Annotated in this window: 15 protein-coding genes, 2 tRNA genes and 2 pseudogenes; 9 read left to right on the forward strand and 10 right to left on the reverse strand. The window is 74.1% G+C overall.

The window, feature by feature from the left end; all coding sequences use genetic code 11:
• Positions 1 to 153 precede the first annotated feature (153 nt).
• The 5 genes from RBL05_RS03200 (at position 154) to treZ (ending at position 7,108) form a co-directional block, all read left to right on the forward strand.
• Positions 154 to 229, forward strand: a tRNA-Gly gene (locus RBL05_RS03200).
• A 26-nt stretch (positions 230 to 255) separates the two neighbouring features.
• A tRNA-Val gene (locus RBL05_RS03205) sits at positions 256 to 330 on the forward strand.
• Positions 331 to 486: 156 nt separating this feature from the next.
• Positions 487 to 2,652, forward strand: coding sequence for a glycogen debranching protein GlgX (glgX, locus tag RBL05_RS03210; protein WP_308740628.1), 2,166 nt, complete (start codon positions 487 to 489; stop codon positions 2,650 to 2,652).
• Positions 2,653 to 2,675: 23 nt separating this feature from the next.
• Positions 2,676 to 5,303 carry a malto-oligosyltrehalose synthase gene (treY, locus tag RBL05_RS03215; RefSeq protein WP_412523779.1) on the forward strand — a complete coding sequence of 876 codons (2,628 nt, stop codon included), beginning with the start codon at positions 2,676 to 2,678 and terminating at the stop codon, positions 5,301 to 5,303.
• Positions 5,300 to 7,108 carry a malto-oligosyltrehalose trehalohydrolase gene (treZ, locus tag RBL05_RS03220; protein WP_308740627.1) on the forward strand — a complete coding sequence of 603 codons (1,809 nt, stop codon included), beginning with the start codon at positions 5,300 to 5,302 and terminating at the stop codon, positions 7,106 to 7,108. The genes treY and treZ overlap by 4 nt, the downstream gene beginning before the upstream one ends.
• On the opposite strand, the gene zapE is transcribed toward treZ, so the two are convergent.
• A complete protein-coding gene (gene zapE, locus RBL05_RS03225) occupies positions 7,098 to 8,168 on the reverse strand; it encodes a cell division protein ZapE (protein ID WP_308740626.1) in 1,071 nt (356 codons plus the stop codon). The two genes, treZ and zapE, sit on opposite strands and share 11 nt — an antisense overlap.
• A gap of 137 nt (positions 8,169 to 8,305) precedes the next feature.
• Between zapE and RBL05_RS03230 the strand changes: the two genes are divergently transcribed.
• Positions 8,306 to 9,055, forward strand: a complete 750-nt coding sequence (locus RBL05_RS03230; RefSeq protein ID WP_308740625.1) for a dihydrofolate reductase family protein — start codon at positions 8,306 to 8,308, stop codon at positions 9,053 to 9,055.
• Positions 9,056 to 9,100: 45 nt separating this feature from the next.
• Here RBL05_RS03230 and RBL05_RS03235 read toward each other — a convergent pair whose 3' ends face one another.
• Positions 9,101 to 10,456, reverse strand: coding sequence for an alpha/beta hydrolase family protein (locus RBL05_RS03235; RefSeq protein ID WP_308740624.1), 1,356 nt, complete (start codon positions 10,454 to 10,456; stop codon positions 9,101 to 9,103).
• A gap of 124 nt (positions 10,457 to 10,580) precedes the next feature.
• Between RBL05_RS03235 and msrB the strand changes: the two are divergent.
• The 3 genes and pseudogenes from msrB (at position 10,581) to RBL05_RS03250 (ending at position 13,054) form a co-directional block, all read left to right on the forward strand.
• Positions 10,581 to 11,020: pseudogene (gene msrB / locus RBL05_RS03240) on the forward strand (peptide-methionine (R)-S-oxide reductase MsrB).
• A gap of 107 nt (positions 11,021 to 11,127) precedes the next feature.
• Positions 11,128 to 11,553: pseudogene (locus RBL05_RS03245) on the forward strand (DUF3000 family protein); the annotation flags it as partial.
• Positions 11,554 to 11,695: 142 nt separating this feature from the next.
• Positions 11,696 to 13,054 carry an HRDC domain-containing protein gene (locus tag RBL05_RS03250; RefSeq protein WP_308740623.1) on the forward strand — a complete coding sequence of 453 codons (1,359 nt, stop codon included), beginning with the start codon at positions 11,696 to 11,698 and terminating at the stop codon, positions 13,052 to 13,054.
• Between the two features lie 17 nt (positions 13,055 to 13,071).
• On the opposite strand, the gene RBL05_RS03255 is transcribed toward RBL05_RS03250, so the two are convergent.
• The 8 genes from RBL05_RS03255 to recN form a co-directional block, all read right to left on the reverse strand.
• Complete coding sequence (locus RBL05_RS03255; RefSeq protein ID WP_308740622.1) at positions 13,072 to 13,740, reverse strand: NUDIX domain-containing protein; 669 nt, start codon at positions 13,738 to 13,740, stop codon at positions 13,072 to 13,074.
• A gap of 65 nt (positions 13,741 to 13,805) precedes the next feature.
• Complete coding sequence (locus tag RBL05_RS03260; RefSeq protein ID WP_308740621.1) at positions 13,806 to 15,611, reverse strand: CTP synthase; 1,806 nt, start codon at positions 15,609 to 15,611, stop codon at positions 13,806 to 13,808.
• Between the two features lie 11 nt (positions 15,612 to 15,622).
• Complete coding sequence (locus RBL05_RS03265; protein WP_308740620.1) at positions 15,623 to 16,678, reverse strand: glycosyltransferase; 1,056 nt, start codon at positions 16,676 to 16,678, stop codon at positions 15,623 to 15,625.
• Positions 16,678 to 18,513, reverse strand: a complete 1,836-nt coding sequence (locus RBL05_RS03270; RefSeq protein WP_308740619.1) for a murein biosynthesis integral membrane protein MurJ — start codon at positions 18,511 to 18,513, stop codon at positions 16,678 to 16,680. The genes RBL05_RS03265 and RBL05_RS03270 overlap by 1 nt, the downstream gene beginning before the upstream one ends.
• Positions 18,510 to 19,388 carry a hypothetical protein gene (locus tag RBL05_RS03275; protein ID WP_308741132.1) on the reverse strand — a complete coding sequence of 293 codons (879 nt, stop codon included), beginning with the start codon at positions 19,386 to 19,388 and terminating at the stop codon, positions 18,510 to 18,512. The genes RBL05_RS03270 and RBL05_RS03275 overlap by 4 nt, the downstream gene beginning before the upstream one ends.
• Positions 19,385 to 20,452: a copper transporter gene (locus RBL05_RS03280; RefSeq protein WP_318604076.1), complete on the reverse strand. Its 1,068-nt coding sequence runs from the start codon at positions 20,450 to 20,452 to the stop codon at positions 19,385 to 19,387. The genes RBL05_RS03275 and RBL05_RS03280 overlap by 4 nt, the downstream gene beginning before the upstream one ends.
• 15 nt (positions 20,453 to 20,467) lie before the next feature.
• Positions 20,468 to 21,640: a putative cytokinetic ring protein SteA gene (gene steA, locus RBL05_RS03285; protein ID WP_308740618.1), complete on the reverse strand. Its 1,173-nt coding sequence runs from the start codon at positions 21,638 to 21,640 to the stop codon at positions 20,468 to 20,470.
• Entirely contained in the window at positions 21,637 to 23,355 is a 1,719-nt protein-coding gene (gene recN / locus RBL05_RS03290) for a DNA repair protein RecN (protein ID WP_308740617.1), read from the reverse strand. Before recN ends, steA begins: the two co-directional genes overlap by 4 nt.
• Positions 23,356 to 23,359: the final 4 nt, after the last annotated feature.

The raw sequence follows: 23,359 nt of genomic DNA on the forward strand, positions 1-23,359 counted from the left end.
TCCTCGCGCTCCGCAGCCCCGACCGGCCGGCCGGCACGAGCCCTCCGTGCACCCCGGCCCTGCCGCTCGTGACCTCGGACACTGAAGACCGTCCGGGTTTGCACAGGCGGTCGGAGCGCGCCTAAGGTAACTCCTCGTCGGCCCAGCCGATGTGCGGACGTAGCTCAGTTGGTAGAGCATCACCTTGCCAAGGTGAGGGTCGCCGGTTCGAATCCGGTCGTCCGCTCCATCCCTCCCCCGCGCCTCCGGCGCGACGGGCGATTGGCGCAGCGGTAGCGCGCTTCCCTGACACGGAAGAGGTCACTGGTTCGATCCCAGTATCGCCCACCATGCAAGGCCCCGGCTCCGGCCGGGGCCTTTCTCGTCCCCGCCCCGGCGTGGACGAGCCCGCCGACCCCGCCGGGGCCCGACCGAGCTCGCGGGATCATCACGATCGGGCTCGCCGCGCCCCGTTCCCCGCTCGCCCGCGCCCACTACTGTGGGGCCATGCAGATCTGGACAGGTAAGTCGTACCCCCTGGGCGCCACGTTCGACGGCTCGGGCACCAACTTCGCACTCTTCTCCGAGGCGGCCGAGCGGGTGGAGCTGTGCCTGTTCGACGAGGACGGCGCCGAGCGGCGCATCGAGGTCACCGAGGTCGACGCCTTCGTGTGGCACGTCTACCTCCCCGCGGTCCAGCCCGGCCAGCGCTACGGCTACCGCGTGCACGGCCCCTTCGACCCCGCCGCGGGCCTGCGCTGCGACCCCTCGAAGCTGCTGCTGGACCCGTACGCGAAGGCGATCGCCGGGATGGCCAGCAACCATCCCTCGCTGTACAGCTACGACTTCGAGGACCCCGAGAAGCGCAACACCGAGGACTCCGCCGCCCACACCATGCACTCGGTCGTGGTCTCCCCCTTCTTCGACTGGGGCAACGACCATCCGCCCGCGCACGAGTACCACGACACCGTGATCTACGAAGCGCACGTCAAGGGCCTGACGATGCTGCACCCGGAGATCGACGACAGCATCCGCGGCACCTACGTCGCAATGGGCCATCCCGCTGTGATCGAGCACCTCAAGGAGCTGGGCGTCACCGCGGTCGAGCTGATGCCGGTCCACCAGTTCGTGCAGGACGGCCATCTCGTCGAGAAGGGGCTGCGCAACTACTGGGGCTACAACACGATCGGGTTCTTCGCCCCGCACAACGAGTACGCCTATGCGGGTGAGCTGGGCCAGCAGGTCCAGGAGTTCAAGCAGATGGTCAAGAACCTCCACGAGGCGGGCATCGAGGTCATCCTCGACGTGGTCTACAACCACACCGCCGAGGGGAACCACCTGGGCCCCACCCTGTGCTTCCGCGGCATCGACAACAGCGCCTACTACCGCCTGGTCGAGGGCGACGAGGCGCACTACTACGACACCACCGGCACCGGGAACTCGCTGCTGATGCGCACCCCGCACGTGCTGCAGCTGATCATGGACTCGCTGCGCTACTGGGTCACCGAGATGCACGTGGACGGCTTCCGCTTCGACCTCGCCTCGACCCTCGCGCGCGAGCTGCACGAGGTGGACCGGCTCTCCGCCTTCTTCGACATCATCCAGCAGGACCCGATCATCTCCCAGGTCAAGCTCATCGCCGAGCCGTGGGACCTGGGCGAGGGCGGTTACCAGGTGGGCGGCTTCCCGCCGCTGTGGTCGGAGTGGAACGGCCGCTATCGCGACTCGGTGCGGGACTTCCACCGCTCGGAGCCGGGCACCGTCGGCGACTTCACCTCGCGCCTCGCCGGCAGCTCGGACCTCTACCAGCACACCGGCCGCACACCGATCGCGTCGATCAACTTCGTCACCGCCCACGACGGGTTCACGATGCGGGACCTCGTCTCCTACAACGAACGGCACAACGAGGCCAATCAGGAGGGCGGCGGCGACGGCGAGAGCCACAACCGCTCCTGGAACTCGGGCATCGAGGGCGACACCGACGACGAGGCCGTGCTCGCCCTGCGCAAGCGCAGGGCCAAGAACCTCATGGCGACGCTGCTGGTCAGCCAGGGCGTGCCGATGATCCTGCACGGCGACGAGATGGGACGCACCCAGCAGGGCAACAACAACACCTACTGCCAGGACAACGAGCTGTCGTGGGTGCACTGGGACCTCGACGAGCACCAGGAAGAGATGCTCTGGTTCACCCAGCGCATGATCGCTCTGCGCCGCGAGCACCCGATCTTCCGCCGACGCCGCTTCCTGCAGGGCGTGGTGCGGGAGGACGCCGGCTCCGTGCTCAAGGACGTGGAGTGGCTGGGCACCGACGGGGAGCCGATGACCGAGGAGGAGTGGAACGATCCTCAGAACAAGTGCCTGACCATGTTCCTCAACGGCTCCGCGATCCCCGAGCCCAACTCCCGCGGCGAACGGATCGAGGGCGACTCGGCGCTGGTGGTGTTCAACGCCTCCGGCAACGACGTCGACTTCGTGCTGCCCGGCGAGGAGTACGGCACCGAGTGGGAGGTCGTGCTCGGCACCGGCGACACCATCGACGTCGGCTCCGTCTTCGACCCCGGCCAGGAGATCGTCCGCCCCGGCCATTCGATGCTGATCCTCATGCGGCCCCCGAAGACGGGCGAGGACGAGGAGCGCGCCGCGGACGACCTCGAGCGCACGGTCCGCGCCTGACCCCCGAGAAGGAGAGCCCCGCAGTGAGTCTCGAGACCGGTCCCCGTCCCACGACCCGGGAGATGCCGTCCCGGCGCTCCCGACCCGCCGTCACCGGGGCCCAGCCCGCGGTGCGCCGGGTCCCGACCTCGACCTACCGCCTGCAGCTGCACGCCGGCTTCACCGCCGACGACGCGGCGGAGATCGTGCCCTATCTCGCCAGGCTCGGCGTGGGGCACCTGTTCTGCTCCCCCGTGCTGCAGGCCGCGCCCGGCTCGACCCACGGCTACGACGTCGTGGACCACACCCGCATCAGCGAGGAGATCGGCGGGGAGGAGGCGCTGCGCCGCCTCGCCGAGGCCGCCCACGCCCACGGGATGGGGATCGTCGTGGACGTCGTCCCCAACCACATGTCGATCCCGACCCCGATCTGGCACAACCGGGCACTGTGGTCGGTGCTGCGCGACGGCCCCGCCTCCCCCTTCGCCGACTGGTTCGACCTCGAGCTCTCCGGCGAGCGCTCGGTGCTCGTGCCGGTGCTGGGACGGCCCATCGGCGCGGTCCTCGCCGACGGGGAGATCACGATGGGCGTCGAGCAGGTCCCTCAAGCCGATGGGTCGGTCGCCGAGGAGACCGTGCTGCGCTACTACGACCACGTGCTGCCCGTCGCCGCAGGCACCGAGCACCTCGGGCTCGCCGATCTGCTGGACCGCCAGTGGTACCGGCTCGCGTACTGGAAGGTCTCCGACGAGGAGCTGAACTACCGGCGCTTCTTCGACGTGGACACCCTCGCCGCGGTGCGGGTCGAGGACCCCGCCGTGTTCGAGGCGACCCATCGCACGCTCCTGCAGCTACAGGGCGAGGGCGTGATCGACGGCTACCGGATCGACCATCCCGACGGCCTCTCCGATCCTCGCGGCTACCTGCGCGATCTCGAGCGCGCCACCGACGGGGCCTGGACCGTGATCGAGAAGATCCTCGAGGGCGAGGAGCACCTGCCCGGCGACTTCCCCTGCGCGGGCACGACCGGCTACGACGCGCTGTGGCGGGTGACGGGCCTGTTCCACGACCCGCACGGCGCGCTGGGCCTGACCCATCTGTGGCAGCGGCGCACCGGCGACCTGCGCCCCTTCGAGGAGGTCGCCGCCGAGTCCACGGACCTCGTGGTCACCACCAGCCTGTGGGCCGAGATCGAACGGCTGACCGCGCTGATCCACGGGATCTGCCAGGACGACATCCGCCTGCGCGACACCACGCGGCGCAACATCCAGAAGGTCGTCGTCGCGCTGCTGACCTCGATGGACCGCTACCGCGCCTACATCGTCCCGGGCGAGCCCGCCCCCGGCGCCGAGCGGGCCGTGATCGAGCAGGCCGCGGCGCGGGCACAGGCCCGGCTCGGGGACGACGAGGACCTCGCCGCGACCCTCGAGCTGGTCGTCGCCCTGGTGTGCGGGGACGAGGCGGGCAGCGCGGGACGCAGCCGCAGCGCCGAGCGCGACGAGGTCGTGGTCCGCTTCGCGCAGACCTGCGGCCCCGTCCACGCCAAGGGGCTCGAGGACACCGCGTTCTACCGCTACACCCGCTTCCTGGCCGTGAACGAGGTGGGCTCGGACCCGGAGCGGATCGGGGTCGAGTCGGATGTGCTGCACGACCACGCCCTGCACATGGTGCGCACCCGGCCCGATGCGATGACCACCCTGTCCACCCACGACACCAAGCGCAGCGAGGACGTGCGGGCGCGCCTGGCCGTCCTCACAGAGCAGCCGCTCGAGTGGGCGCTGGTGGTGCAGGACCTGGATCGGGCGACCTCCGCGCATCGCGGCGACCGGGTCGACGGGGCGATCGAGCTGCTGCTGTGGCAGACCCTGGCCGCCTGCTGGAAGCTGCCCGGCTCCGGGGCCGCGCCGCTGGACGCGGACCGGCTCGAGGGCTATCTCGCCAAGGCGATGCGCGAGGCGAAGACCCACACCACCTGGACCGAGCAGGACGCCGAGTACGAGCGCGAGGTGCAGGCCCTGGGGCGAGCGGCGCTGGAGTCCGAGGAGGTCGCCGCGATCCTCGCCGACTGGACCCGGCGCACGGCCGCCGTGCAGCGCGCCGCGATCCTCGGCCAGAAGCTCGTGCAGCTCACGATGCCCGGCGTCCCCGACGTCTACCAGGGCAACGAGAGCGTGGACCTCTCCCTGGTCGACCCCGACAACCGCCGCGAGGTCGACCACGCCGCGCACGCCGCCCGCCTCGGACGGATGATCGAGGGCGCCCGTCCCGAGGGGATCGGCGACGAGAAGCTGTGGCTGACCCACCGTGCGCTGGTGCTGCGCCGGGAGCGGCCGGACCTGTTCCAGGGCCGGGACGCCGCCTACCACCCGCTGCCCACTACGACCGGCCATGCCGTCGCCTTCGGCCGCGCATGCGGTGAGGGACCGGTCGAGGTGGTCACCGTCGTCACACGGCTCGCGCACGGGCTCGCCCAGCGCGGCGGCTGGGGCGAGAGCAAGATCGGACTGCCCGAAGGCCGCTGGCGCGACGTGCTCGGCGGCGCGGAGCACGAGGGCGGGATGGTCCCGCTGGTCGAGCTGCTGGACGACAGCCCCGTCGCGCTGCTGGTGCGCGTCGGCGCCACCCCGACCGGCGCCCTGCCGGTCCCCCACCACCTCGAGGAGACGCGATGACCGCCGCACCGCAGCCCCCGACCCCGCTCGGCGCGATAGACCGCTATCGCGTGTGGGCCCCGTCGGCCGGCGCCGTGGAGATCCGCGTGGACGGGACCGTGCACACCATGGCCCCGGCCGAGGAGGGATGGTTCGAGCTGTCGGACCCGGCGCCCGTGGCGGGGGCGCGCTATGCCTTCCGCCTCGACGACGGGGAGCTGTGGCTGCCGGATCCCCGGTCGCTGTCCCAGCCGGACGGCGTCCACGCCGCGAGCGAGGTCGTCGACGCGCAGGCGCTCGCGCCGTCACCGGGTTGGGAGGGCAGGGACCTGCGCGGCGCCGTGCTCTACGAGCTGCACGTGGGCACCTTCGCCCCGGGCCCGGACGGCGCCGGCGGCACCCTCGACACCGCGATCGAGCGGCTCGACGCGCTGGTCGAGCTCGGCGTGGACGCGGTCGAGCTGATGCCGCTGGCGACCTTCCCCGGCGAGCGCGGCTGGGGCTACGACGGGGTGGGGCTGTACGCCGTGCACTCCGCCTACGGCGGGCCGGAGGCGCTGGCCCGCTTCGTGCGCGCCGCCCATGACCGCGGTCTCGCCGTCGTGCTGGACGTGGTCCACAACCACCTGGGCCCCTCGGGGAACTACCTGGGCATGTTCGGCCCGTACTTCACGGACCGCCACGAGACGCCCTGGGGCGAGGCGGTGAACCTCGACCAGCCCGGCTCCCGCCAGGTGCGCGACTTCCTGCTGGGCAGCGCCCGGCAGTGGCTGGTGGAGCTGGGACTGGACGGGCTGCGGCTGGATGCTGTCCACGAGCTGAAGGACGACTCCTCCCCGCACTTCCTCGCCGAGCTCGCCGGCGCCGTCGCCGCCTGGCGGGAGGAGACCGGGCGCCCCCTCGCCCTGATCGCCGAATCGGATCGCAACCAGCCCGCGACCGTCACGCCGACGGGCGCGGGCGGGTTGGGGATGGACATGCAGTGGGCCGACGACGTGCACCACGCCGTGCACGCCTGGGCCACCGGCGAGCGCGCCGGCTACTACGCCGACTTCGGCGACGCCGACGTGCTCGCCGCCGTGCTGCCGGGGATCTTCCTGCACGCCGGCACGTACTCGAGCTTCCGCGGCCAGGTCTGGGGCGCGCCGGTGGACCCCGCCTCCCCCGACTACGACGGCCACTCCTTCGTCACCTTCCTGCAGGACCACGACCAGGTCGGCAACCGCGCCGCCGGCGACCGGATCCACCACGGCATCTCCCCGGGCACCCATGCCGCCGCGATCGCGCTGATCCTGCTGGGCCCGGGCACGCCGATGCTCTTCCAGGGCGAGGAATGGGCGGCCTCGACCCCCTTCGCCTTCTTCACCGACCACGACGACGAGCTCGGGCCCCTGGTCAGCGCCGGCCGCGCCGAGGAGTTCGCGGCGATGGGCTGGGCCGCGGAGGTGCCCGACCCGCAGCAGCGCTCGACCTTCGTCGGCTCGCAGCTGCGCTGGGAGGAGCGCACCGAGGGCGAGCACGGACGGATGCTGGAGTGGTACCGGGAGCTGATCGCGCTGCGCCGCGCGCACGAGGCGCTGCGCTCGGGCGATCTGGCCGCGACCCGCGTCGAGGTGCTCGCCGAGGAGACGGTGCTGATGCATCGTGGGGAGCTCTCGGTGCTCGCCCACCGTGGCCCGGGCGCGCTCGCCGCGGCCGACGGGCGGGTGCTCCACGCCGAGGAGGTGCTGGGCTCCTTCGGGCCGCTCCGTCACGGACAGGACGGGGGCGTGCACCTGGACGGGGCGGGAGCGGCCGTGCTGCGCGGGGCGCGCCTCAGCGGCTGAGGACGAGTCCGTCCCGGGCGAGGGAGGCCAGGCGCGACAGCGCCCGGAGGTACTTCTTGCGGTACCCGGAGCGCAGCAGCTCGGCGGAGAACAGGTCCTCGAGCACACCGTCCCCGGGCTCGCTCGCCGCGGCCCGGCCGTCGGCCTCCGCGCCGCCCGCGGGGGCGAGGGAGAGGAGCACCGGGACCTCCCGGTCGTAGAGCCGGTCCACGAGCACCACGAAGCGCAGCGCGTCGTGGTGGTGGGTGAGCCCGTGCACCCCGGTGAGGTGCGCGGCGGCGACCTCGTCGATCAGGGCGCCGTAGCGGGAGGGGTGGACGCGCATGAGATGCGCGAGCAGCTCGTCGAAGCCGTCGAGGGTCGCGCCGTCCTGCGCCGCGGCGTGCTCGCGCACCTCCTGCTCGGGCAGGGCGGAGATCTCGGCGACCCCGTCGCGGCGCCGGTAGTCCTCGCCGTCGATCCGCAGCACCTCGAAGCGCTCGGCCATCGCCTGGATCTCCCGCAGGAAGTCCTGGGCGGCGAAGCGACCCTCGCCGAGCGCGTCGGGGAGGGTGTTGGAGGTCGCGACGATGGAGACGCCCCGGTCGGAGAGCTCCCGGATCAGCCGCGTCATGAGCAGGGTGTCGCCGGGGTCGTCGAGCTCGAACTCGTCGATGCAGACCAGGCGCGAGCCCCCCAGCAGGTCCACGGCCTTCTGGAAGCCGAGCGCGCCGACCAGGTCGGTGTACTCCACGAAGGTGCCGTAGACCTTCTCCCCCTCGACCGCGTGGAAGAGCGAGGTGAGCAGGTGGGTCTTGCCCACGCCGAAGCCGCCGTCGAGGTAGATGCCGCGCGCCGCCTCGCTGCGTCGGCGCAGCCGGGAGAGGAATCCGCCGCGCGGCCGGTCGAGGGCGGCGGCGAAGGCGGAGACGCGCTCCTTGGCCTCCTGCTGCGAGGGGTGCGCGGGGTCGGGGACGTAGTTGTCCAGGCGCGCCTGCGCGAAGCGGGGCGGGGGCACGAGGTCCGCGAGCAGTCGTTCGAGGGTCGGTTCGGGGCGACGGTCGCAGAGGGAGTCGGTCACGCCGGTCAGTGTAGGGGCCCATCCCGCGCCGCGTGCCGTGCCCCGGGCGGTTCCCCGATGCGCGATGATCGAGGACACACCCCTCCGCCCCCGCCCCGGAGCGGCCGTCCCATCCGTCCTGTGCGAAGGAGAGCTCCGTGCACCTGCTGCTGCGAGACGGGGCCGTGCTGCCCTCCCCCGTGCCCGTCCCGGCCGACGCCGAGGGCGCCCGCGCGCTCGCCGCGCTGTACGCCGCCCCGCAGCTCCCGCCGGGCGCCGTGCACGTGCGCGCGATGATGACCACCACGATCGACGGCGCGGTCGCGGGGGCCGACGGGACCTCCGGCTCGCTCCACGACCCCGACGACTCGTTCCTCTTCGCCGTGCTGCGCGCGCTCACCGACGTGGTGCTCGTGGGGGCCACGACCGTGCGGGCGGAGGACTACCGCAGCGTGCGCGGCCGCGCGGACCTGCTGCGGCCCTCCCTCCGGCCCGGCGGCGCCCCGCGACCTGCGCTCGCGATCTGGTCGCGCAGCGGGGAGCTGCCGGACTATGTCGACCCCGATCAGCCGACCTACCTGCTCACCCCGTCGGCCGGGGCGAAGGACGCCGCGCGCCGCTCGGGCCTGCCCGCCGCCCAGGTGCTCGCCGCCGACTCCCCGCTGGAGGCGGTCGAGGCGCTCGCCGCCCGGGGGATGCGGCTGATCCAGGCCGAGGGCGGACCGTCGGCGCTCGCCCGGCTGGCGGAGGCGGAGCTGCTGGACGAGCTGTGCTTCACCACCGCGCACCGCACCGTCGGCGGACCCTCCCCGCGGGTGCTCGACGGCGCCGCGCACGAGACGCGCTGGACGCTGGAGTCCCTGCTGCTGGGCGAGGGTGCGACGCTGTCGCGCTATCGGCGGTACTGAGCGCTCCCGTTCGGGGTGCGGTCGGGGCCCGGAGGTCCCGTCCGCTCAGAGCCGCAGCCCGATCGATCCCTCGAGAGCGGGCGCGGCGGGATCGCGCACCGGCACCTCGAGGGCGGCGGCCTGCTCCCCCAGACCGAGCGCATCGCCGAGGAAGTCGGCCAGCTGCCGCTCGTACCGGGCGGGGTCGCGGTTCCACTCGCGGGTGTGGGAGGCGCCCTCGAAGGGCTCGAACTCGATCAGGTCCGGCCGGAGCGCGGCGAGATGCCGGCTCGGGGCGGGTGGCACCGTCGCATCGTCCAGGGCGTGGAAGAGGAGGGTGCGGTGGCGCAGATGACGGCCGTAGTAGGCGGGGGTCATCTCGTGCAGCGCCAGCGGCTCGTGCAGGCGCACCATCCGCGCCCCGATGCTCGAGGTCATCATCCACAGCGCGAGCCGCCGCATCGGGGCGGGGGCCTTCAGCGCGGTGGCGTGGTAGATGAGGATGTCCTGCCAGTCCACGGCCGGGGAGTCGAGCACGAGGGCCGCGATGAGGTCGCGGTGGGCCGAGCGCACGGAGGTGCGCAGCACGATCCCCCCGCCCATCGACCAGCCCACCAGCACGAGGCGCCGGGCGCCCTGGGAGACGGCGTACTCGATCGCGGCCTCGGCGTCCTCCCACTCGGCCGAGCCCAGGTGGTGCATCCGGTCTGCGGAGGCGGGGCCGCCGGCGTCGTTGCGATAGGTGATCGCGAGGCTGGTCAGCCCCAGCCGGTGCAGCAGCGGGATCACGCGCAGCGCCTCGCCGCGGGCGGAGCCGTGGCCGTGCACCAGGATCGCCCAGGTGTCCTCCTGCCCCGGCACGGACCCCTCGGCCTCGTCGGGCCGCACGAGCCACGCCGGCATCGGACCGACGGGCGAGCCGATCTCCACCTCCTCCGTCGCCAGCCCGTGCGCCGTCTGCGGCGTGCCCGCCCAGAAGAAGCCGTTGGACGTCGCCCGGTCCACGAGCAGCGGCTCGTCGGTGTCCTCGACCAGCAGCGGGCGGGAGACCGTCGTGGGCGTGGGGCGGCCGTCGACCGGCCCCAGACGCACGTGCACGGTTCCGCCGGACTGGCGCAGCGCCATCAGGCCGTCACGGCGCGTGGTCGCGGAGGCGTCGAGGTGCACCCGGTCGGGGTGGACGGCGCGGACGGTGACGTCGGGCCGTCCGCGCAGGCTCTCCCGCGGCACCAGCGGCAGCCGCGCCATCACCCGGGCGCCGACGGTGAGCAGCCCTGCGCTGAGCGCGAACGCTCCGGCGGCACCGGTGACCCCGTAGCCCGCCACGTGGAGCCATCGGGCCTGGTCGGGGCGTGCGGACAGCAGCCGCTCGCGAAGGGTCAGCGCCGTGGTCGGGCGGTTCCGGGAGGGGTCGCACGTCATATCGCGCATCCTATCGACGCACTAGCATCGACACTGAGAACACCCGTCCGCGTCGGCGGGGACGAGCCCGTCCCCGCCGGTCCGCGGCCCCAGGCGGCGCCAGGCGCCGCAGAGCGGAGGCATCATGTCCAACGATCCCATCGGCACCCGCCCCTACCCGGTCGCGATCAGCGAGGAGGAGTGGCGCGAGCGCCTCTCCCCGCCGAGTACCAGGTGCTCCGCCAGGGCGGCACCGAGCGCCCCGGCACCGGGGAGTACGAGGAGGTGCGTCCCGCCGGCACCTACGCCTGCCGCGCCTGCGGCGTCGAGCTGTTCACCGCCGAAACCCAGTTCGATGCCCACTGCGGCTGGCCGGCGTTCTACGCCCCGAGCGACTCCGACGCGGTGGAGCTGCTCGAGGACACCTCGCTCGGGATGCGCCGCATCGAGGTGCGCTGCGCGAGCTGCGGCTCGCATCTCGGGCATGTCTTCGAGGGCGAGGGCTTCCCCACCCCGACCGACCAGCGCTACTGCATCAACTCGATCAGCCTGCTGCACAGCGACGACGCGGCGGACCGCGGCTGAGCTCGGCGCGCCTGCCGGGCGAGCGGGCACGCCGGGGATAGCCTCCCTGCGTGTCCGTCCATCGAATCCGCACCGGCGACGACACCTTCCGCGCCGCCATCGACGCCATGACCAGCGCTCCCCATCGCCCGGAGTTCACCTGGCGCACCATCCCGGCCCCGTCCAGGATGGCGCCTTCGACGTGGGCCTGCACCGGAGAGATCCTGGTCCATGACGACGAGCTCGCCTCCGGTCGACTGGTGGTCCTGCACGACCCCGCCGGTCAGGAGTCCTGGGACGGCACCTCGAGGATGGTCGCGCTGGTCCAGGCGCAGCTCGAGCCCGAGTTCGCGATCGAGTCGATGCTCGGCGACGTCGCCTGGTCCTGGGTGACCGAGTCCCTCGAGCTGCACGACGCCGACGCCCGGGAGCTCGGCTGCACGGCGACCCGTGTCGTCTCCCAGTCCTACGGCGCGCTCGCCTCACGGCCCTCCACGGTCGACGTCGAGATGCGGGTGTCGTGGACGCCGGAGCCCTCCGAGGACGGGGACCTCGCCCTCGCCCCGCACTTCGCGGCCTGGACCGCGATGCTCGCCGCGGCCGGGGGCTGCCCCCGGCGCCCCCGCAGATCTCGGCGATCACGCCCACCCACCATGCGCGAGCGCCCCGCACCGCGGAGGACGACGGGGAGCTGCGGTGAACGCCGCGAGCGACGCCTCCCCCGCCGATCACGCCGATCCTGCGGCGTCCCGCTCCCGCCGCCGCACCCGCACGCGCGGCCCTCGCCGCCCCCGCCCCCTCGAGACCACGGACAGCGCAGCCAGCACCCAGATGCCCCACGACACCGCCACCACTCCTGCCCCAGGACCCGAGCTGCGCGACCTCACCGCGCCCCGCGACGGCCTCGTGCCCGTGATCGACCGCATCCAGCCCCTGCTGGCCTGGTGCGAGGCGGCGGCATCCGATCCCGCCGAGCCGGTCGCGGTGGACGCAGAGCGCGCCTCCAGCTACCGCTACAGCTCCCGCGCCTATCTGGTGCAGCTGCGCACCGAGGCGGCCGGGACCGCACTGATCGACCCGCTGGCGTTCACGATGCCGGGCACGCTGCGCACCCTGCTGGCCGAGCGCGAGTGGGTGCTGCATGCGGCCGGCCAGGATCTGCCGAGCCTGGCGGAGCTGGGCCTGCACCCCGGCGGCCTGTTCGACACCGAGCTCGCGGCGCGGCTGCTGGGCATGGAGCGGGTCGGCCTCGGCGCGGTGGTCGAGGACACCCTCGCCCTGCGCCTGGCCAAGGAGCACTCCGCCGCGGACTGGTCGAAGCGGCCGCTGCCGGAGAGCTGGCTGGTCTACGCCGCGCTCGACGTCGAGGTGCTGGTCCAGGTGCGGGACGTGCTGGCGCAGCGCCTCGAGGAGGCCGGCAAGGCGGACTGGGCCGCTCAGGAGTTCGCCCACGAGCGCACCCGCGAGCACGGTCCCACCCGCTCCTCGAGCTGGCGGGGGCTGCACGGCCTGGGCGCCCTGCGCACCGTGCGGCAGCTCGCGGCGGCGCGGGAGATGTGGACCCGCCGCGACGAGCTCGCGAGCGAGGCGGACCTCTCCCCGCACCGGGTGATCAAGGACCGCGACCTCGTCGCCGCCGCGAAGGAGGCGCCGCGCGGGAGGGAGGCCTTCGACCGAGCGCTGCCGACGAAGATGCGGCACAAGGACCGCTGGTGGCAGGTCGCCCGCTCGGGCATCGAGCTGCCGGCCTCGCACCTGCCGGAGCGCTCCGAGCGCTCCTATCCCCCGCCCCACAAGCTCTGGTCCAAGAAGCATCCCGAGGTGGCCGAGCGCTACCAGGTGGTGCGCGCCGCGGTGAACCAGCGCGCCGAGGATCTCGAGATGCCGCCGGAGAACCTCCTCCAGCCCGCGCTGCTGCGCCAGTGGGTGTGGGAGCACGAGGAGGCCGGGACCGAGGCGGAGGTCGAGCAGGCGCTGCGCGACCTGGGCGCCCGTCCCTGGCAGGCGGAGCAGTCCGCGCCGGTGATCCACCGGGCGCTCGTCGAGTCCGTCTGAGCCCGGGAAGCGCCCGCTCAGTCCCGTCCGGGCCGCTCCATGAACGGTGCGTCGGCGGGTCGCAGCGCGTCCGCGGGTGCTCCCCCGCCGCGCAGCGCCTGCAGGGCGAGCAGCGCGGCGACCGTGGTGCCGTTGGTGATCCGGCCCTCCAGCACTGCGGCGACGGCCCCGCCGAGCGGCACCCAGCGGCTGATCAGCTCGGCCTCCTCGTGGACGCGCTCGAACTCCTCCTCGCTCTCGCGCACGCCCTCGGCGAGGTAGACCCGGATCACCTCGTCGCTGCCTCCCGGGCTCGGGCGGAGGTCCACCAGGGTGGACATCCGCACCGGCTCGCAGCCGGCCTCCTCTGCGAGCTCGCGGGCGGCGGCGACGTGGGGCGGCTCGCCGGCGAGGTCGAGCAGTCCGGCGGGGATCTCCCACAGCCGGTGGCCGACGGGATGGCGGTACTGGCGGATCAGCAGCACCCGGTCGGCCTCGTCCACGGCGAGGACCGCGACGGCACCGGTGTGGCGGATGTACTCGCGGTCGAAGCGCACGCCCGGCGCGAAGTCGATGGTGTCGCGCACGAGGTCCCACACCATCCCCTCGTGCACCGTGCGGTGCGCGGCGAGGGGGCGCTGGTCGGCCTCGTCGCGCAGCGGGTCCTCGCCGCCGTGCTGCGGGTGCGTGGTCGCGTCGTCGGTCATCGCCGCTCCGTCCTCGGTCGTCGCGGGCCGCCGGGAGGGGAGGTCCCGGCGCACTCGCGCGGGTCTCAGTCCTGCTGGTCCTGGTCGTCCTCGCGCTCGGCGAGCTCGGGCACGGTCCCGTCGGGCTCCACCTCGAGCAGGCGAGTGGCCTTCTGGAGGTCGAGCGCCGCGCCGATCAGGCCCGCGAACAGCGGATGGGCGCGGGTGGGGCGGGACTTCAGCTCGGGATGGGCCTGGGTGCCGATGTAGAACGGGTGCACCTCTGCGGGCAGCTCCACGAACTCGACCAGGGAGTGGTCCTCGGTCAGCTCGGAGACGCCGGAGATGCGCAGCCCCGCCTGCTCGAGCCGGTCGCGATAGGCGTTGTTGACCTCGTAGCGGTGGCGGTGCCGCTCGGCGACCTCGGTGGTGCCGTACACCTCGGCGGCGAGGGAGCCCTCGGCGAGGGTGTGGGCGTAGGAGCCGAGCCGCATGGTGCCGCCCAGGTCCCCGCTGCCTGCGACGATGTCCTCCTGCTCGGCCATGGTCGCGATGACGGGATGGGCGGTGTCGGGGTCGAACTCGGTGGAGTGCGCCCCCGTCAGGCCCAGCTCGGTGCGGGCGTACTCGATCACCATCGACTGCATGCCCAGGCAGAGGCCCAGCGCGGGCAGGCCGTGGGTGCGGGCGTGGCGCAGCGCGCCGACCTTCCCGTCCACGCCGCGCACGCCGAAGCCGCCGGGGACGACGATCGCGTCGACGTCCGCGAGCTGCTCGCGGGCCCCGTCCTCGCTCGCGCACAGGTCCGACTCGACCCAGCGGATCGTGACCTTCGCGCTGTGGTGGAAGCCGCCGGCGCGCAGCGCCTCGGTGACCGAGAGGTACGCGTCGGGCAGGTCGACGTACTTGCCGACCAGGGCGACGGTGACCTCGTAGGCGGGATGCTGGACGCGGCGCAGCAGCTCCTCCCACTGGCTCCAGTCCACGTCGTGGCTGAGCAGGTCGAGGCGCCGGATCGCATAGGCGTCCAGGCCCTCACCGTGCAGCACGAGCGGGATCTCGTAGATGGAGGGGGCGTCGGCGCAGGTGACGACCGCGTCGATGTCCACATCGCACATCGAGGAGATCTTCGACTTCACGGAGGCGGGCAGCGCCCGGTCGGCGCGCAGCACGATCGCGTCCGGCTGGATGCCGATGCTGCGCAGCGCGGCGACGGAGTGCTGGGTGGGCTTGGTCTTCAGCTCCTGGGACGGGCCGATGAAGGGCACCAGGGAGACGTGCACGAAGAACACGTTCTCGCGGCCGATGTCCTGGCGGACCTGGCGCGCGGCCTCGAGGAAGGGCTGGGACTCGATGTCGCCGACGGTGCCGCCGACCTCGGTGATGATCACGTCCGCGCCGTCACCGGCCTGGGAGCGCATCGACTCCTTGATCTGGTTGGTGATGTGCGGGATGACCTGCACGGTGTCGCCGAGGTACTCGCCGCGGCGCTCCTTGGCGATCACGGTGGAGTAGACCTGGCCGGTGGTCACGTTCGCGTTCGCGGAGAGGTTCTCGTCGAGGAACCGCTCGTAGTGGCCGATGTCGAGATCGGTCTCGGCGCCGTCCTCGGTGACGAACACCTCACCGTGCTGGAAGGGGTTCATCGTGCCCGGATCCACGTTGAGGTACGGGTCGAGCTTCTGCATCGTCACGCGCAGCCCGCGGCTGCGCAGGAGCATCCCGAGGGAGGAGGCGGTCAGTCCCTTGCCGAGGCTGGAGACGACACCGCCGGTGACGAAGATGTGCTTGGTGGTGCCCTCGTTGCGGAAGGGCTTGGCCGATGCGGCCGCCCCGATCCGGGGGATGGGGCCGGTGCCGGTCTGGGGTGCGCTTGCGCTCGTGTCTGCCACGGACGGCCAACCTACCATCGGCGGGGTGCGGGGGCGAGGATCTCGTCGAGCTGGGCCAGGAGATCCTCGGCACGCGGGAGCTCGCGGGCCCGCCGCCGGGAGGCGGTCTCCGCGCGGCGCCGTGCGAGCGGGGCGCGGAGCGTCCTGACCGCCGCGGCGAGCGCCTCCGCGTCACCGACGGGGACCAGGTGCGCGGCCGTTCCGGTGACCCAGCGGGTGCCGCCGGCGTCGGTGGCGACGATCGCGCGGCCGGCGAGCAGCGCCTCCTGGAGGGCGACGGGCTGTCCCTCCCAGCGGGCGGCGGAGAGCACCAGATCGGCGCGGCGCAGCAGGTCGGGGACGTCCTGACGACGGCCGAGCAGATCGACGGGGAGGTCCTCCGCGGTGATGCGGGCGGCGAGCTCGCGCTCCAGCGGACCGTCGCCGGCGACGAGGATCCGCACCTCCTCGCCGCGCAGCAGGGCCGCCGCGTCGAGCAGGTCGTGCAGCCCCTTCTGCGGGGCGAGCCGGGCGATGACGAGGGCGACGAGGGCCACGGGCGTTCCCGGCCCGGTCGCTTCCCGGGCACCGGTCCCGTCGCTCGCGGAGCGCTGCTCCCCCGCCTCCTCCGGGCGCCGCGGGGCGGGGATCACGGCGTGTCGCACGTCGCGCGCGCCGGCGCGGCGGGCGTGCTCGGCGAGATCCGGGGAGACGGCGAGCACGGTGTCGGCCCGGCGGGCGAGGAGCCGCAGCAGCGCGGCGCCGATCGCTCGGGCGGGGATCCCGCCGACGGTGCGGTTGTGCAGGGTGACCACGAGCCGGTGCCCGCCCCGGCGGGGCACGGCCAGGGCGGCCAGCGCCCCGGCGCGCAGCCCGTGGGCATGGACGGCGGCGGGCTCCCCGGCGCCGCGCACGATCCGGCGCAGCGCCGTCACGGTCGCGGCGTCGTGCCGGGGGCTGGGGCGCTCGCAGATCCGCACCGGCGCCTCGGCGACGCGTCGTCCTGCGCTCTCGAGCAGCGCGAGCTCCTGGTCGACGTGCGCGGCCAGTCCCCCGCTGGCGGTGGGGCGCACGAGCAGGACGCGCATCAGCCCGCCCTCCGCAGGCGTCGCAGCACGCCGACGGCGAGCTCCCGGTCCACCGCGCCGAGCACCGCGGCGGAGAGCACGGCCGCGACCAGCCCGCACAGGATGCCGTAGAGCACGGTGAGCACCTCGCCGGTGTCGACCGTGATCAGCAGACGGCCCAGCAGCAGTCCCGGCACCGCCCCGACGAGCACGGCGACGGGGACCGCGAGGGCGGTGCGGCGCACCTGTCGCTCGTGGCCGCCGTGGTCGAGCATGTCCCAGATGCGGGAGAGACCGACCAGGCCGCCCACCGCCATGCCGGCCGCGATCGCGAGGGCGAAGGCGGTGGCCGCCTCCGCGGCGGAGCGGGCGGGGCTGGGCAGCACCAGGACGAGCAGGGCGACCAGGGCGATGCCCCAGCCGACCGCGCCGACCATCAGCGCGTCCCGGGCGCGCAGCGCCGCGGAGAGGATGCGGGTGCACTGGGTCGCCACGGCGAAGCCGACCAGCCCGAGCGCGAGGCCCGCGGTCGCGGAGCCCACCCCGGTCGCCTCGGCCCGGTCGATGTGGCGGAAGAACTGGCCGAGCGCCGGGCCGGCCGCGATGAGCATCGCCGCCCCGACCACGGACACGCCGATGACGGTGCGCACCGAGACGGCGGCGACACGGGCGAAGCCGGTGACGTCCCCGACCAGGCGCAGCTCGGACAGGTGCGGGAAGACGGAGGTCACCAGCGGCACCACCAGCACCGCGTAGGGCAGCAGGTAGAGCGCCTGGGCGTACTGGAAGACGGGCAGGGTGCCGACGCCGCCCGCGCGCATGGCCAGCAGCATCACCAGGGCGAGCACGATCTGCTGGGCGCCGACCGCGCCGAGCCCCGCGCCGCCGAGGGCGAGGGCGCGCCGTGCGTGCGCGGCGGGCATGGTCAGCGCGGGGCGGACGCGCAGCCCCGCCCGGGCGGAGGCGATCGCGACGGGCAGCGCCATCACGACGACCCCGGCGGTGGTGCCCCAGCCGAGCCACTGCACGGCGGCGCCGTCGATGGTGGAGACCGTCGCGACCGACGGCACGAGCAGGGCGTACACGCGATAGGACGCCATCACCACCAGGGAGGACAGCAGCGGCATCATCGCCGGCCAGAGGAAGCGCCGCCGGGCCTGGAGGTAGGCGGCCAGCACGACGGAGACCCCGTAGAACGGCAGCTGGACCGCGAAGATCCGCAGCAGCGTCGCGCCGAGGCCGACGCCGGCCGCCCCGGTCTGGTCGGAGGCGAGCAGCAGCTGCGAGAGCGGCTCGGCGAGGGCGATCACGAGCGCGGCGAGGAGCAGGGTGCCGATCACCGTCCAGGTCAGCAGCGCCGAGACGATCCGGTCGGCGAGCGCCGCACCGGCGGGGACGGGGCGCGTCGGCGAGTCGGGCGAGGAGGCGCTCTGCGGCGACGCCAAAGAGCCGGGGGCCGGGGTCGTGGGCTCCGGCGTCGCCGTGGACGGCTGCGGGACCGCGGTCGTCCCGGCGGCGGGCGCAGGCACGGGCACGTCGGCCGTCCCCTCCGTCTCCTCGGGGTCCCGCTCGGGCACGAGGCCCGCGATGAGCGGCACGACGGCCGCGGCGAGCGCCCCGCCCGCGACGATCTCGAAGAGCACGTTGGGGAGCATGTTGGCGGTGGTGTAGGCGGTGCCCACGTCGCCGGCGCCCACGCTCGCGCCGAACACGAGATAGCGCACGAAGCCCGCGATCCGTGCGAACACGGTGACGATCAGGATGATCCCCGCACCGCGCAGCACGGAGCGGGCGATGCGGCCGCTGCGGGGCGAGGGCACGGGCCGCGCCTCCGACGCGGTGTCGGTCCCGTTCATCGTGCCTCCTCCGCGTCGTCCGGGTCGCTGGACGTCCTCGCCGGCTCCGACGGCGCGGCGGGCCCGTCGGTCGTCCCAGGGACGGCGGAGCCGTCCACGGCGCGGGAGGACACGGGCAGCCGGCCTGCGCGGTCCAGCGCTCGCAGCGCCGGAGTGCGGTCGATGACCGCGCTGAAGCTCACCCTCTCGCTGGCCAGGGTCAGCGCGACGACCCCGCCGAGCAGCGCGAGACGGGCAGGGGCCGGGAGGGTGCGGGTCGCGGCGGCGCCCACGGCGGCGCCGAGCACGTTCGCGCCCGCGTCGCCGAGCATGCCGTGCTCGCGCAGGTCCGCCGGCAGCGCGAGCACCCCGGGAAGCAGGGCCGCGACAGCGAGCCCCGCACCGCTGCGGGCGCGCTCGTCCTGCCCGGCCGTGAGCGCGAGCAGGGCGGCGAGCGGCAGCACAGCCTTGAGCGCACGGCCGGGGCGGAGGTCGAGCAGGTTGGCGAGGTTCGCGCAGCCCGCCGTGAGCGCGGCGTCCACGGGGACCATCGCACCGCCGCGCGGGGCCGGGCCGCCCGCCGCGGCGAGCAGCGCGAGGGCGGGGATGCCAAGCGCCTTCGCGGCCCCCGTCGTCACCCGGCCGGAGCGGAGCGAGGCGAGGTGCCCGCGCAGCCCCTTGGAAACCGGGCGGCCGGCGCGTCGCTGATGCGGCTCGAGCAGGTCGTCGAGCAGCCCGAGCCCGCCGATCCCGGCGAGCGCGAGGAGGTCCAGGGGGCGGCCCGTGCGCCGTCCGAGGGCGCAGGTGCCCGCGACCACGAGCGCACCCTCGGCGAGGCTCACCTCGCGTCCGGCGAAGTTGGTGCGGGCGAGCTCGGCGCGCAGGGCGGCGATCACTCCGCTCCCCCGCCGTCGGACGGCGCGGCCCCGCCCTCGGTGCCGACGCCCCCGGAGCCGTCGCCCTCGGTGCCGACCGCGGCGGTCTCGGGCAGGGCGGGGAGACGCTCGGCGGCATCGGCCGTGGTGCCGTAGGCGCCGGAGGCGCCGCGGGTCTGCTCGACCAGCGCGAGCACGGACAGGACCGGCCCGTCGGGCTCCTGCAGCCGGTCCGTGGTCGACAGCGCGTCGTAGGTCGCCTCCCCACGCACGGTGCGCAGGATGCCGGTGGAGGCGTCGTTCGCGGGCGTCACGGCGGAGACCACCGCAGGCAGGCCGGTCCCGGCGAGGGCGGTGAGCATGCTGGTGCGGGAGGCGAGCAGCCCCTGGGCGCGCTCGGCGGCGGCCTGGTCGTCGTCGGTGTCGACGGCGAGCTCCTCGGGGGCGGCGCTCGCGTGCACGACCCCGTCGACCGTGCCCGGCGCCCCGCCGTCCACGCTCACCATCCCGTGCTCGATGAGCACCTGCCACATCTGTCCGCGCAGCTCCTCGTCCAGGGGATCGCCCTCGCCGCCGGCCAGCAGCCCGGGGATCAGCGCGGAGAGGCGTTCGGAGTCGGTGAGCTCCTCTCCTCCGACGGCCGTGAGCGCCTCGGGCGCGATCTGCTCCGCCGCGGCGACCGCGTCGGCCCGCGCCTGCTCGCGTCCCGGCTCCCACAGCGCGCTCTGCAGCTCGACGTGCACGGTCTGCTCGACGCCGGCCGCGTCCAGCAGCGAGGTGATCCGCTCGGTGGAGGCGCGGGTGGAGTCGTCGTCGGTGAGGACCGCGATCCGCTGCCCCTCGAGGGTGCCGTCCACGAGCTCCGGCCCGACCTCGGTGATGAACGAGGAGAGCTGGTCGTTCTCGCCGGCGAGCTGCTCGGCCTCGGTGCGCAGCTGCTCCTGCTCGGTGCGCAGCTGCTCGACCTGGCCGGCGAGCTGGTCGCCCAGGTTCTCGCGCAGCGGCCCGGCGCCGAGGACGATGCCGACGGCGAGCGCGAGGAACACGGAGATCAGCGAGACGAGGTGGTAACGGAAGTCGATCACGGGGGCGGGACCCTCCTACGACCCGGTGGCCCGGGGTGTGAACAGCGTGGTGAACCAGGACAGGAGCCCGTCGAGGCGGGCGAACAGGATCTGCACGAGCGCCTGACCGCCCGGGGTGGCCCAGAGCGCCACGGCGAGCGCGGCCAGACCCGCCAGCGCCAGCAGCACGAGCTGGAAGGTGGAGATCCTCTGACGGTACAGGCGGGAGACGCCCTTCGCGTCGACGAGCTTGGAGCCGATGCGCAGACGTGTGAGGAAGGTAGAGCTCATGCCGGCACGGCCCTTGTCGAGGAACTCCTCGAGGGTGCCGTGGGTGCCGACGGCGACGATGACCGAGGCGCCCTTCTCGTCGGCGAGCAGCATGGCGATGTCCTCGCTGGTGCCCGAGGCGGGGAAGGAGACCGCGCCCTCGGCCAGCCCCAGCTCCGCCAGCCGCTCCATCCCGGGGGCGCGGCCGTCGCGATACGCGTGGACGACGAGCTCGGAGCCGGAGCGCAGGGCCCGGTCGGAGACGGAGTCCATGTCGCCGATGATCATGTCGGGGCGGAACCCGGCCTCGAGCACCGCGTCCGCGCCGCCGTCGACCCCGATGATCACGGGGCGGTTCTCGCGCAGGAAGGGCTTGAGGGTCGCCAGGTCCTCCTTGTAGTGGTAGCCGCGCACCACGATCAGCACCGGCCGGCCGTCCATCCGGGTGGCGACCTCGGGCGCGCCGATCCCGTCCAGCAGCAGGTCCCGTTCGCGGAGCATGTACTCCATCGTGTTCTCGGCGAACAGCTCGAGCTGCTCGGAGAGCCCCTCCCGGGACGCCTCCTGGGAGGCGGCGACGCTCGCGTCGTCCTGCCGGGCGCCCTCGGCGATCGGCTCCCCCTCGAGCAGCACCCGCCCGTCCTCGACGGTGATCCGCTCCCCGTCGCGGATCCCCTCGAAGACCTCGTCCCCGAGGGAGTCGACGAGCACGATCCCGGCGTCGACGAGGATGCGCGGGCCCGCGTTGGGGTAGCGGCCGGAGGTGGAGGCGGCGACGTTGAGGACCGCGGCCGGCTCCCGCTCGAGGAGCGCCTCGGCAGCGACCCGGTCGATGTCCTCGTGGTCGATGATCGCGATCTCGCCGGGGCGGAGACGCTTGGTGAGGTCCTTGGTGCGCTTGCCGAGGCGGGCCACGCCCTCGGTGCGGGCCGCGCTCATGGCCTCGTCCGTCCGGCCTCGTCCAGCAGCTCCTCGGCGTGGGCGAGGGCGACGTCGGAGGCGTCGTCCCCGGCGAGCATCCGGGCGAGCTCCCGGATCCGGCCCGGCCGGTCCAGGGTCTCCACGGTCGAGCTGGTCGCACCGTCCTGCGAGGTCTTCACGATCTGCAGGTGGGTGGAGGCGTGGGCGGCGACCTGCGGGAGGTGGGTGACGACGATGACCTGGGCGTGGCGGGCCAGGCGTGCGAGGCGCTGGCCGACGGCGAGGGCGGCGCGCCCGCCGATGCCCGCATCGATCTCGTCGAAGACGAACACGGGCGCGGCGGTGCGGTCGCTGCGGGAGGAGGCCAGCGCCACCTCGAGGGCGAGCATGACGCGGGAGAGCTCGCCGCCGGAGGCGGCCTGCGCGACAGGGAGGTGGTCGGCGCCGGGATGGGGGGCGAGCAGGATCGCGACCTCGTCCCGGCCGTGGGAGCGGTGGGCGCGCCCCGTGACGTCGACCCGGATCTCCGCATCGGGCATCTCGAGGTGGCGCAGCTCCTCCTGGACCGCGCCGGAGAGGGCGCCGGCGGCCTCGGTGCGTGCCGCGGTGAGCTCCTCGGCGGCCGCGTCGAGCTCCGTCTCGAGCTGCTCGAGGCGGGCCGCGACGGTGCCGCGCTCCTCCTCCGCGCCCTCGAAGCGGTCGAGCTCCTGCGCCGCGGTGCGGGAGGTCTCGAGCAGTGTGGTGACGTCCTCTGCGGGGCCGTCCCGTCCCGGCAGCAGGGCGCCGAGGTCGCGCACCAGCACGGTCAGCTCGTGGAGACGCTCGTTGGCCTCCTCGATGCGTCCGGGTGAGGCGTCGATCCCGTCGGCGTAGCTGGAGAGCTCCCCGGCGATGTCGGAGAGCTCGATCCGCAGCGCGTCGAGCCGTTCCGTGAGGGGGACGAGGGTGCCGTCGGTGCGGGCGGCGCGGGCGAGGGCCTCCCCCGCGATGTCGAGCAGGGATCCGGCGGCGGGCCCGTCGTCGTCGCCGACCAGGGCGAGCGCGGCCTGCCCGGCGGCGCCGCGGAGCTCCTCGGCGTTGCCGAGGCGTTCGATCTCGGCGCGCAGCGCGTCGTCCTCACCCGCCTGGGGGTCGGCCTGCTCGAGCCGCTCCAGCGCCTCGGTGAGGACGGTGCCGCGGCGCTCCCGCTCGGCGAGCAGGGTGTCGAGCTCGGCGAGACGCTCGGTGAGGGCGGTGCGCTCGCGCCAGATCGTGCGGTGCCGCTCGAGCAGCGGCTCGATCTCGGCGGCCCCGAAGCGGTCCAGGGCCTCGCGCTGTGCGTCGTGGTCGCGCAGACGCTGCTGGTCGGACTGGCCGTGCACGGTGACCGCGGTGCCCACCAGCCGGGCGAGGGTCCCGATCGGGACGGGGACCCCGCCGATCTGGGCGCGGGAGCGGCCGTCGCGGGTCAGACGGCGCACCACGAGCACCTCGCCGTCCTCCTCCTCGGCGCCGAGCTCGTCCATCGCGTCCGCGAGCTCCCCGTGCCCGGCGAGCGCGAGGGTCCCGTCGACGGTGCTGGAGCCGCGGGTGCGGCCTCGGTCCAGGCGACCGCCCAGCAGCATGGTCAGGCCCGTGACGATCATGGTCTTGCCGGCGCCGGTCTCGCCGGTCAGAGCGGTGAATCCCGGCCCGAACTCGAGCAGGGCGTCGTCGATCACGCCGATGTGGCGGATGCGCAGGGTGGACAGCACGGCA

The sequence above is a fragment of the Brachybacterium sp. GU-2 genome (assembly GCF_030866705.2).
GTDB classification, from domain to species: Bacteria; Actinomycetota; Actinomycetes; order Actinomycetales; family Dermabacteraceae; genus Brachybacterium; species Brachybacterium conglomeratum.